The organism is Paraburkholderia sp., from assembly GCF_034668105.1.
Lineage (GTDB): Bacteria > Pseudomonadota > Gammaproteobacteria > Burkholderiales > Burkholderiaceae > Paraburkholderia.
In genome coordinates this window covers 1-10,070 of the sequence record NZ_JAXDPY010000471.1, presented here as the reverse complement: position 1 = coordinate 10,070, position 10,070 = coordinate 1, and the positions used below count along the sequence as shown (strand labels likewise).

The window sequence follows — 10,070 nt, the reverse complement described above, 5'->3', positions numbered from 1 at the left end:
CTGCTTAATCAGCAAAACATCATAATTAAACGGTTATCGTTTCGTTCCAAAAATACAATTATCCTCGCAAACGATTAGCCCCTATCATCGGCCTCAACGGTACAGCCTGTCTGGCGAAAACCGGTTGTCCAACCAATTCATGAATCGTTGCCGATTAAAATTAATTCGCCATCTTTTTCGCTCGGTACGCATTGAGCTTTCCGTATAACCGCTTTATTTTTAATAGTCGGCTAACCGGTTAATCCCGACATAACCGATTAAATTCCGGGCAGCAAATAAATCGCTTTAGTTATTCAGTTTTCGCAACGGAAAGGAGCAAACCATGACTGATCTGTCACGACGTAAAATGTTGGTAGGCGCAGCCGCCTCGGCCGCTGCGCTCGGCGTTGCCGCAACGGCCAAGGCGGCCACGTTCGGCAATCCGGACCGCCCGCCCGAAGGTGAAATCAACGCCTTGAGCCCGACGAGCCGGACCGACCCGGGTCCTCAAAACCCCGCAATTGCCAATCAATTCCCGTCGTTTCAGAACCCGCCGGCTACCGACATCAACGGGATGCCACTGTTCTGGGCGTCGTTCAACAATGCGCACAAGCGTTATCAGAACGGCGGCTGGGCTCGTGAAGTTACACAGGATGACTTCGCAATCTCCGAAGACATCTCGGGCGTCAACATGCGCCTGGGGACCAACGGCACCCGCGAAATGCACTGGCACCAGCAGGCCGAATGGGCCATCATGCTGGACGGCCAATGCCGCATTACCATCCTCGACGAGCAGGGCCGCCCGCAGGTAGCCGACGTCAAGACCGGCGATCTCTGGTATTTCCCTCCGGGCTTGCCGCACTCGCTGCAAGGCATCGGACCTACCGGTGCGGAATTTCTGCTCGCGTTCGACAACGGCCGCGCATCGGAATTCAACACGCTTCTACTGACGGATTGGATTGCCCACACGCCGCCGGACGTCCTCGCCGCTAACTTCAACGTACCGGCCGACGCCTTCAAGAATATTCCGGTCGACAATCTGTGGATTTTCCAAGGTTCAGATCCCGGTCCGCTGCCAGCCGCGCAACGTTCAGTGGCGACGCCTCTTGGCCTGCCGGAGCACCCGTTCATCTTCTCGCTGGGCGATATGGCGCCGACGAAAGAGACCAAGGGTGGCTCGGTCCGGATCGCCGACAGCCGCAATTTCAAGGCATCCGCAACCGTCGCCGCCGCCCTGGTGACGGTCAAGCCGGGTGGTATGCGCGAACTGCACTGGCATCCGAACGCGGACGAATGGCAGTACTACATCAAGGGCGAAGCCCGCATGACGGTATTCGATACGGGCCCGAAGGCGGCCACCGCGGACTTCCGCGCGGGCGACATCGGTTACGTCAAGAAGAGTCTCGGTCACTACGTGCAAAACACGGGCAACACGGACCTCGTCTTCCTGGAAATCTTCAAGGCGGACCACTTCGCCGAAGTGTCGCTTTCCGACTGGCTGACGCACACGCCGCCGCGGATGATCATGGATCATCTGAACGTGACTGCGGAGACGATCGCGCGGTTCCCGAACAACCGTCCCGACGTTCTGCCGCTTTAAATCGCCGTAGCGGTTCTCTACTCAGCCGCCGCCCGGGCACCAAGGTATCCGTCCCGGGCGGACCGTTGAAAGATACACAGTGACAGCAATCGACTACCCGGTGGCTGCCGGCCAGGCCAACCGCACGGGCAGTTATCTATCGGCAAACAACGGGCAATCAAGGAGAAGATGAGATGGGTTCAATCAGCATTTGGCATTGGCTAATCGTTGCGCTAATCGTCGCGCTCGTTTTTGGCACCGCGAAACTAAGAACGCTCGGCGGCGATCTCGGATTCGCTGTGAAAGGCTTCAAGGATGGATTGCAGAGCGAACCGGGTAGTCCCGCCGATGCGATGAGTTCGTCGCCCGCGTCGATCGAACAGCAGCACACACGAGCCGAAGACGTCGCGAAAGTTGCGACGTCTCCAATTCTGAACAATCACTGACAGAAGCCGCTCATCATGGGACCCGAAGAACTAACGGGCCCATACTTTCCCTCGCAGCGCGCGCATCGCCTTACTTTCGGCCAACTCCGCAAATACGCGTTTCGCTGCAAGACTGCTTCTATGCAATGGCTGATAGAAACGCAGCTTCAGTGCCGACGTTGCCAAACCTACCTATTCGTGTTGAACCTTCTTCGAGAAGAAAGTGCTTGAATGCTTCGGCCACGGGAGAGAGTTGCTTATCGGCACGATGCACGATACGCCACTCTCGTACGATCGGGAATCCAACTACATCGAGCACGACAAGCATCCCCGCCTTCAGTTCAAGGTCGACGGTATGCGCGGACAAGAAGCTGATGCCCATTCCCGCGATAACAGCCTGCTTGATCGTCTCGGTGTTCTTGATCTCGATCAGTTCGCTATTCTTGTCGAACCCGTCTGCGATCCCTTCCTCCATCACACCCCAAGTGTCGGAGCCCTTTTCTCGAACGATAAAACGCTCTTTCGTCAGCTGACAAACCGGAATCTCCCGCCTGTTTGCGAGTGGATGAGACGGCGACGCAACAATCAGAAATGGATGCGGTGCAAATGTCTCACTGACAATTCTCGAGTCTGCTGGCGCGCCGACCATCACGGCGAGGTCGATGCGATTCTCGTCGAGTTGAGTCAACAACTGATCCCGATTCTCGACGGCCAGTTCCAACTTGATTCCCGGATTCTTCCGGTTGAAGTCGGCAAGCAAGCGCGGGAAAAAGTAGCCGCCGGCGCTGACCACACCAATGTTCAGACTATTGCCTTCAGTACCCTTGAGCCGTGCCAATGCCTCTTCCACCACGCGGAAGCATTCAATGATCGCCCGCGTGTGGTGCACCATTTCCCGTCCTGCGGGCGTAAGGAAGATTCGCTTGCCGAGTTGTTCGAATAGCGGAACACCTGCATGCTCCTCCAGGTGTTTGATCTGTGTGGAGACGGCCGGCTGCGAAAGATTCAGCTCGTCCGCCGCTCGCGAAAAGCTTAGACGTCGAGCTACGGTTTCAAAGGTTTTTAGCTGACGGAGGGTCGCATTTTTCACAATAGTTTCGCCAAAATTTCTGAACGCACCGCGCATTAACGGAGCGCCTCCAACAAGCCACCGTTCCCGACCGGCAGTCGAGGCAAATTCGATGCGCCCCCCGCCGGTGCGTTGAATCGGCCGCCATGCCCACGATCGTGGAAGTCCACGAATAAGCCTTAGCATAGACTGCAGCCGGCTATCGGCGTATATCGCGGACATTGCAAATGTTTCATGTTCGCCGCCGCCAGGTTAGGTAAATTGACAGGAAAGGGGCCAGATATCGCGCTACGTCCGTAGCGCGAATCTATTGCGCGGACCTTCGTTAATTGGGGCGGTGCGAATCCTCGTCAACGCCACTGTGCTTCTTTTCTCGACCCCAATGTGTGCTCTCCGTCACATGCAGGACGGCACTACCCTTGTCTCTGGTTCCGGCGGCATAGCCCTCCAATGCCGGAACCGTTAGCCGAGCGTTTCACGGTCGGCCCTTTTTCCTGGTGCACCAGCCAGCGAGCGACGCCGCTGGGCTCTGTGCGGTGCGCCTCACGTACGTGGCCGCCCGACCCTGCGGCTGATCCGAGCCGGCCCTACGCTCACCGCTCACTTCTTGCCTTGCAGGACCCTTGCGATGTCGCTTTCACTTCCAGTTACCGTCCGCGTTTTACATCACGACATCGTAAATGCGTCGTTCGATGCAGAGACTGCAGCGCGATTGTTGGCGATACGCCCGCCAATCGATCATTTCGCAGACAAATGGCCCGCGAAACAAAGTCGGACATCGCAGAACCTGTTGCGCTTCGAAAGTGATACTTGCGGGGAGTGCAAGAGATGACCACGTCGCGCGTGCTGACGATTGAAGATGACAAGATCACGGGAAACGAGATCGTTCGAGAATTGCAGAGCCGCGGATACTCAGTCGACTGGGTGCACGGCGGTCAGGAGGGGATGGTACGGGCGATCAGCGCGGAGTACGACCTGATTACCCTGGACCGTATGCTGCCTGGCATCGACGGGCTGACGATCTTGACCACCTTGCGCGGCGTTGGCATCCGCACGCCCGTGCTAATGCTCAGCGCGCTGGGCGACATCGACGAACGCGTGCGCGGCCTGCGAGCAGGCGGCGACGATTATCTGACCAAGCCGTTCGATCCCGAGGAGATGGCCGCGCGTCTGGAGGCACTGTTACGCCGCAACCAGACGCCGTCCACTCAGGCCCCGACAACGCTGTGCGTGGGGCCGCTTGAACTCGACCTGATCTCGCGCAGGCTGCGGCGCGACGGCGAAGACATTGAACTCTTGCCCACCGAATATCGCGTGCTCGAAATCATGATGCGCCACGCGGGGCAGACCGTCACACGAACAATGCTGTTCGAATCCGTCTGGGGCTACCACTTCGATCCAGGTACCAACCTGATTGACGTGCACATGGGTCGGTTGCGCAAGAAGATCGACTCGAGCGGCGCAAAACCACTGATCAAGACCGTACGTGGTGCCGGCTATATTCTTGAATGAGAACTACCTTGCTGGACGTTCCACTTCTGACGCCAATGTCCCTGCGGTGGCGCTGGCACTCAACGACATTCCGCCTGATGGCCGTCTACACGGTGATCTTCTCGGTTTCCGTCATGCTGCTGATCGGATTTATCGGCTGGGCCGTCGCGGGCGCCATGGAGCACGAAGCCGATGTCGTCATGGACTGGCAACTGATCTATTTCGATTCGATGCCGCATAGCGGTCTTACGGAGGCTATCTACCGACGCATCGAGCATGAGCGCATGCATACGAACTATTACGGCCTGTTCACAGCCGACGGTCAGCACATTGCTGGCGACATGCTTGCCCTCCCGCCGGGACTACCCGCTAACCGCACGGGCGTAACGCTTCACACCCTGGCGGTTGCAGGCTCGGAGCGAGCGCCGGTGGTACGAGTCATGGCGGAGCAGCGCGGCGACGGCGAGATGCTGGTACTTGCCCGCGATCTCACCCATGTGCTGAAGATTCGCCAACGGATGATCAACGCACTCATCATGGGTGGAATACTCTGCATGGCCTCGGGCATCGCTGGTTGTTTCGCGTTGAGCCTGCGACAGGCCGCCCGCCTGAAAGCGATCCGGAACGCGACGCAACTCATTGCGCAGGGTGAGCTTGGCCAGCGTTTGCCGGCCGGAGGGCGCGACGAAATCGACATGCTGGTGCATCTGGTCAATCACATGCTCGAGGAAGTGGAACGTCTGATGAATGAAGTGAAGGGAGTCTGCGACGGCATCGCTCACGACCTGCGTACGCCACTCGCTCACATGCACACACTGCTTGGGCAAGCTGCGGAGCGCACCGGGAAACTTGACGACCAGGAGCTGTCGATTCTGGTGGAGCGGGCCCGCGCTGAGACAACCGCACTGCTCGACCGATTCCGCGCCATGCTGCGCATCTCCGAAATTGGCACGCTACAGCGGCGTGGCGGCTTTGCCTCGTTGCAACTCGAGAACCTGGTTCGTGAAGTTGGCGAACTATACGAACCGCTCGCGGAGAGTCGCTCGATCCACTTCATCGTTCGAACGCGGCACGTCGGCGCCATTCGCGCAGACCGCGACCTGTTGTTCGAAGCGCTGTGCAATCTGCTGGACAACGCCCTGAAGTTCACGCCAACGGGCGGAACAGTGCGGATTGAACTCAATCCGACGCCGGCCGGCCCCAAGGTGGAAGTCATCGACAATGGGCCAGGCATCCCACCGGCAGATCGCGACGCCGTGCTTCAACGCTTTTACCGAAGCGAACGCACTCATCATATTGCCGGCTCGGGACTGGGACTCAGCATTGTATCGACCGTCATGCACGTGCACGACTTCACGATCAAGCTCCATGATGCACGGCCAGGCACCAGGGCGACCATTGAATGCTGGTCACGGATACTCGCCTGATTCGCGCGAATTCCATCTTCCAGCGAGACCACCACCCAATGCGCATTCTTTTCGTGTCACCTCACCATCGAGAGTCAGCGTGGCTATGCAAAGCCTTCCGCGAAAGTGCGCACAGCCTGCGATGCTCGAATACCCTCCGCGAGGGGATTTTGACTGCTTCGAAAGAATCGTTCGACGCAATCGTCCTGATGATCGTTGACCCCTCTTCGTATTCAGAGGTGACAACGGCGTTACCTCAGTTTGAATCTACCGCCGACGGCGCAGTGATTGTCGCAGTGCTCGGCTCCGCCAGATCCAGCGATAGAATTGCAACGCTACGCGCCGGCGCGGATGCATGCTTTACTCATCCGTATTCCTATATCGAGATGCATGAGAGGATGCAGGTTTTGCATCGCACAGCCACGGATAGAAACCGGCGAGACCAGCTACCTACGCCACTCCGACTTGACCCACAAACGCGAGAGCTGGTCGACGGCAAGCGGCGTCTCCCACTCACCAAGCGAGAGTATCTGGTACTTGAATGTTTGCTGCGCCAGTTCGATGCACCGGTACGGCACGATGAGTTGCTCCGCTACGCGTGGCCGGAAAAGGAAGACATTGATTTGACGACAGTGAGTCCTCTGATTTGGCGCTTGCGCCGCAGACTCAAAGAGCATTTGCCCGACGTTAACATCGCCACGGTTAGCTGTTATGGCTATCAACTCACCAGGACACCGATTTGCGTGCAAGCGTCCGTGCAAGATCTACGCTCCCAGTTCACCGTGAGTACTTGACCCGTAGCGCGGGCAAAAATCAACCTCTAAACGCGAATGCAAATCCGAACCCCCGAAGCCAACCTTAAAAGAGCGACGAGAGCATCAGCGGAATGCTTCCGTGCAAGGTTAAACGCGCTGCTCCATCGGGCGAGCGCGTTCCCACCTGCTCAATTGCCAAAATACGGCTGACAAAAATCGGGCGGCCCAACGCAGCCGTCCGGACCATTTGGGCGAGCCGTGGCACAGCCTGACAATAACAGCCCCACTGCCACACCGGCGGCTACCAGACACGCAGATCGCCTGATCATCTTGCGGATTTTCACTATGTTCTCCAGTACATCAAAAAGTTGGCTTGCGCGCTTGAGATGGTTAGCGCGTGGGCTGGTCACGGATGCGCGTAGAGGGTCGAGTTGAGATAAGCCAGTTGGCCGTCCTGCTCCGCATGCACCAGCTCCTGGTACACTTCAGCTCGCGTCTTCTCATGCACCGGCTGCCCCCACGCGGGAACCGCCGGGCCTTGCGCCGTAGCTCCATCATTCGACGCGACCTGCGCGCCAATGGACGTGGCCGGAGCATTCGATGAATTCGTTTGCGCAAATGCCGAACCAGTGGCGGTAGCGGCTAACATAGCAACAACAATCGTCAGGTATTTCATTTCAGTCATCCTTATAACGTTAAGTCAACTATCCGAAACATGATCTTTGATTCGCTCATTGATCGGATAACGTCAAGAATAACGAATACGTTTTATCTGAACGATGCAACTAAGATGAAATCACATTTAATTTTCATCGAACCCCGTCAGTAATACCTGGAGGCTCGCGAGAAGCAAGCGCGACAGCATAGGGAAATTTCGCGGGGCGTATTGAACCACGACAATGAAGATCTCCGATTAAATAATATTTCACGATTACGGAGAACGACTGTTAGCCGAAGATCCTCATAATAGCGATGCCTATGTGTATCTTCCCTCTGCGCTTATCGGCCACGCGAGGCAACGCTCGTACAACTTCCAGGAATCGGAGCTTTTCGTGTTCAGTGAGATTAATTTCCGTATCGCCGGACAGTTGCGGCCTCGGCAGTTGGTTGGCGTCGTTCTGGTCATTGCCGGATTCTGTGTCATGGCGAGTCATATAGTCCGCCACATTCACGAAATGCGCGAAGCTTCTATGTGGTCCGCCCGGCCCGCGACACCCGCCACGACCGTCACTGGAAACGAATATAGCAATGCTCGGTCAAGCTAATAATCGCGCTTCCAGGCGGCCACGGGAATGGCGCGACTATGAAAAAATGTTAATCGTGCGACTGATGGAGCAGATCGTCGATTCACAATCCGCGCGGGGCGTTTTATGCACGCGGTAATTCGCACGCGTCAGTCCCCGCAGGCTAATCAGTGGACGGTGGTATAAAAAGGCGCATCCTTATCGAGCAACGCCGTGCGGATAAAGTGCAGATAGCCAAGAATTCGTTGCATGCGATGCCGCTTTTCACGATTCTCGCTCAACTCACCGAGCAGGGACTGCGCTGTGCCGATCGCCGCTTCGACGGACACCAGCGTCCGCGTGAGTCGACTGCGTCCGGCCGCTCGAATAGCGCTCCCAGATCTCGCCTCACCGACTCCAGCACTCTCTCCCACCCCGGTTGCAAACGCTCCGCGTATGGCATATCGACTGTTTCGTTGCGAAGGTCGATTGCCGAGTGTCCAATCTCAAGAAAGCTCCATCGCCGTATCGAAGTCGAGCAATAGCTCCGGCACGGCCGTCTCAAGAGAGCGCCGCGTCTCGCGTGCACGTGCGGGCAAACTTGCCCGGAAACGATCGAGTTCAATCGCCGCCCTCGCCGCGCGCACCTCGTCGGGATTCATCGGATCTTTCCCGGAGCGCGTATGCATCGGCCTGGGGCGGCCGGACAACTGTGATCTACTCCGCGCATCCTTTCTGTACCCGTACGCGCAAGAGAGCGGCAACGATACTTGACGTCATCGTTACCCGGTATATCTCTCTGAATGGCATGAGCAATTTCCCCTCGGTAACCGAGCGCGTCCGTGTCCACTTCGACCGCTTCCTGAATGTCGTTGAATTAATCGGACTGGTTCTGATAGGTCTCGCTACGACATTCGCCATGGTGCAGGAAACGTGGAAAGTGCTGCTCTCGGGGCAGGTCACGCTGACCGACCTGTTGTTAATGTTTCTATACCTTGAAGTATTGACGATGGACGCGCGATATCTTCGCCTGGGTCAACTCCCCGTTCGATTCCCGCTCTACATCGCGATGGCCTCGCTGGCACGGGATCTCATCCTTCGCTTCGGAGACGCCGGTGAGATGCACATGCTGGCGACTGCCTTCGGCATTGTGATGCTCGCCGCGGGGATATTCATCCTTCGCTACGGACAGCACAAATACCCGGCCAGCGATGACGAGGCCCGCGAAGAGTTGCCTAAGCGAAAGGCGCAGTGACCATGCTCTCCCATACTCGCGAAGGCCGGTCGGCAACAATCCGGGCCGCGCGATCACCTGAGCGCAGCGCCCCCTTGCGAATAGAGGGGCTCGCCAGCGGCAAACTGTATCTCGTCAGTTTGCCGAACACAGGACACACTATGAATTAGCAAACATTGAGCGAGAGGAACGTGGCATGGATCCCGAAGTAACGTTAGAAGACGAGAACGCAGAATTGGATTTGTCCATTGCTACTGTATTGCTTCATCTATGGACTGCTTGCCGTGAGCCGAGCGCGAGATCATGGTCGCTCGCCAAGCTTAGTAAGCGCTCAAAGATTGCGATGAGTACGCTGTTACGGAATCTGGCTCCGTTGGAAGAAGCCGGACTGGTGAAAATCTCGATAGAGGATGACGGAAGAGAAGTCGCGTCACTGAGCGCTTCCGGGCTGGAAGTCTGTGCGGCACTTTTCGCGTCTGGGGAATAATCCTTCGTGCCGTGCCACAAGCCGCCCGGGCATTAAAAGGCGACCCAATGCCATTGCCGGACGCTTTAGCCGCCCACGAGCGACATTCGTACGGTCGGGTAAGTCTTTTTACCCGTTCTGGAATACGCAGCACTTCGGGTCGAGGAATACTGATCGTCCCGATTATTCCAATGCTTTCGGATCTCCGAGGCGAGTTGCAATGGTGATTGGATCTCGCCAAGCAGAGGTTTCAGGTCAACCGAATTTGTTGCGAACAGACAGAGGAATAGTTGGCCGTCTGCCGATACACGCGCGCGCGTACAATTTCCACAGAACGGCTTCGACACACTTGAAATGAATCCTATTTTCCCGGCCCCGTCGCTGTACTCGTAATTGATCGCCGTATCATTCAACCGGTCTTTCTCAACAGGAAGAAGCGGGTG

At 57.0% G+C, this 10,070-nt stretch carries 11 protein-coding genes and 1 pseudogene; 7 read left to right on the top strand and 5 right to left on the bottom strand.

Annotated features, from left to right (window positions below; genetic code table 11):
* Positions 1 to 322 precede the first annotated feature (322 nt).
* Both QOC89_RS21295 and tatA read left to right on the top strand, forming a co-directional pair.
* The gene (locus tag QOC89_RS21295) at positions 323 to 1,579 is read left to right on the top strand and encodes an oxalate decarboxylase family bicupin (protein WP_323046824.1); all 1,257 of its coding nucleotides are present in this window, start codon (positions 323 to 325) and stop codon (positions 1,577 to 1,579) included.
* A gap of 173 nt (positions 1,580 to 1,752) precedes the next feature.
* Positions 1,753 to 2,004 carry a Sec-independent protein translocase subunit TatA gene (gene tatA, locus QOC89_RS21290; protein ID WP_323046823.1) on the top strand — a complete coding sequence of 84 codons (252 nt, stop codon included), beginning with the start codon at positions 1,753 to 1,755 and terminating at the stop codon, positions 2,002 to 2,004.
* Between the two features lie 118 nt (positions 2,005 to 2,122).
* Here tatA and QOC89_RS21285 read toward each other — a convergent pair whose 3' ends face one another.
* Positions 2,123 to 3,109 carry a LysR family transcriptional regulator gene (locus QOC89_RS21285; RefSeq protein ID WP_323046822.1) on the bottom strand — a complete coding sequence of 329 codons (987 nt, stop codon included), beginning with the start codon at positions 3,107 to 3,109 and terminating at the stop codon, positions 2,123 to 2,125.
* 771 nt (positions 3,110 to 3,880) lie between these two features.
* Between QOC89_RS21285 and QOC89_RS21280 the strand changes: the two genes are divergently transcribed.
* From QOC89_RS21280 to QOC89_RS21270, 3 genes are all read left to right on the top strand, one after another.
* Positions 3,881 to 4,564 (top strand): response regulator transcription factor, encoded by a 684-nt coding sequence (locus tag QOC89_RS21280; RefSeq protein ID WP_323046821.1) that lies wholly within the window; start codon positions 3,881 to 3,883, stop codon positions 4,562 to 4,564.
* A gap of 77 nt (positions 4,565 to 4,641) precedes the next feature.
* Positions 4,642 to 5,970, top strand: coding sequence for a HAMP domain-containing sensor histidine kinase (locus QOC89_RS21275; RefSeq protein ID WP_323046825.1), 1,329 nt, complete (start codon positions 4,642 to 4,644; stop codon positions 5,968 to 5,970).
* On the top strand, positions 5,946 to 6,743 hold the full coding sequence (locus QOC89_RS21270) for a response regulator transcription factor (RefSeq protein ID WP_323046820.1): 798 nt from the start codon (positions 5,946 to 5,948) through the stop codon (positions 6,741 to 6,743). Before QOC89_RS21275 ends, QOC89_RS21270 begins: the two co-directional genes overlap by 25 nt.
* Positions 6,744 to 7,110: 367 nt before the next feature.
* Here QOC89_RS21270 and QOC89_RS21265 read toward each other — a convergent pair whose 3' ends face one another.
* The 3 genes from QOC89_RS21265 to QOC89_RS21255 all read right to left on the bottom strand — a co-directional run bounded on the left by QOC89_RS21265 (position 7,111) and on the right by QOC89_RS21255 (position 8,589).
* Positions 7,111 to 7,380, bottom strand: coding sequence for a DUF4148 domain-containing protein (locus QOC89_RS21265; protein WP_323046819.1), 270 nt, complete (start codon positions 7,378 to 7,380; stop codon positions 7,111 to 7,113).
* Between the two features lie 735 nt (positions 7,381 to 8,115).
* On the bottom strand, positions 8,116 to 8,277 hold the full coding sequence (locus QOC89_RS21260; protein WP_323046818.1) for a hypothetical protein: 162 nt from the start codon (positions 8,275 to 8,277) through the stop codon (positions 8,116 to 8,118).
* 156 nt (positions 8,278 to 8,433) lie between these two features.
* Positions 8,434 to 8,589: a hypothetical protein gene (locus tag QOC89_RS21255; protein WP_323046817.1), complete on the bottom strand. Its 156-nt coding sequence runs from the start codon at positions 8,587 to 8,589 to the stop codon at positions 8,434 to 8,436.
* Between the two features lie 146 nt (positions 8,590 to 8,735).
* Between QOC89_RS21255 and QOC89_RS21250 the strand changes: the two genes are divergently transcribed.
* Together QOC89_RS21250 and QOC89_RS21245 are read left to right on the top strand one after the other, a co-directional pair.
* Entirely contained in the window at positions 8,736 to 9,182 is a 447-nt protein-coding gene (locus QOC89_RS21250; protein WP_323046816.1) for a phosphate-starvation-inducible PsiE family protein, read from the top strand.
* Between the two features lie 175 nt (positions 9,183 to 9,357).
* Positions 9,358 to 9,648, top strand: coding sequence for an ArsR family transcriptional regulator (locus tag QOC89_RS21245; protein ID WP_323046815.1), 291 nt, complete (start codon positions 9,358 to 9,360; stop codon positions 9,646 to 9,648).
* Positions 9,649 to 9,713: 65 nt separating this feature from the next.
* On the opposite strand, the pseudogene QOC89_RS21240 reads toward QOC89_RS21245, so the two are convergent.
* Positions 9,714 to 10,070 (bottom strand): annotated as a pseudogene (locus tag QOC89_RS21240) (GTP 3',8-cyclase MoaA); the annotation flags it as partial.

Excerpts from the sequence above, each read along its gene's own strand:
- QOC89_RS21245 (WP_323046815.1), top strand. The coding sequence starts at position 9,358 with ATGGATCCCGAAGTAACGTTAGAAGACGAGAACGCAGAATTGGATTTG.
- QOC89_RS21255 (WP_323046817.1), bottom strand. The coding sequence starts at position 8,589 with ATGAATCCCGACGAGGTGCGCGCGGCGAGGGCGGCGATTGAACTCGAT.
- QOC89_RS21250 (WP_323046816.1), top strand. The coding sequence starts at position 8,736 with ATGAGCAATTTCCCCTCGGTAACCGAGCGCGTCCGTGTCCACTTCGAC.
- QOC89_RS21270 (WP_323046820.1), top strand. The coding sequence starts at position 5,946 with ATGCTGGTCACGGATACTCGCCTGATTCGCGCGAATTCCATCTTCCAG.
- QOC89_RS21275 (WP_323046825.1), top strand. The coding sequence starts at position 4,642 with ATGGCCGTCTACACGGTGATCTTCTCGGTTTCCGTCATGCTGCTGATC.
- QOC89_RS21265 (WP_323046819.1), bottom strand. The coding sequence starts at position 7,380 with ATGAAATACCTGACGATTGTTGTTGCTATGTTAGCCGCTACCGCCACT.
- QOC89_RS21280 (WP_323046821.1), top strand. The coding sequence starts at position 3,881 with ATGACCACGTCGCGCGTGCTGACGATTGAAGATGACAAGATCACGGGA.
- tatA (WP_323046823.1), top strand. The coding sequence starts at position 1,753 with ATGGGTTCAATCAGCATTTGGCATTGGCTAATCGTTGCGCTAATCGTC.
- QOC89_RS21285 (WP_323046822.1), bottom strand. The coding sequence starts at position 3,109 with ATGCGCGGTGCGTTCAGAAATTTTGGCGAAACTATTGTGAAAAATGCG.
- QOC89_RS21295 (WP_323046824.1), top strand. The coding sequence starts at position 323 with ATGACTGATCTGTCACGACGTAAAATGTTGGTAGGCGCAGCCGCCTCG.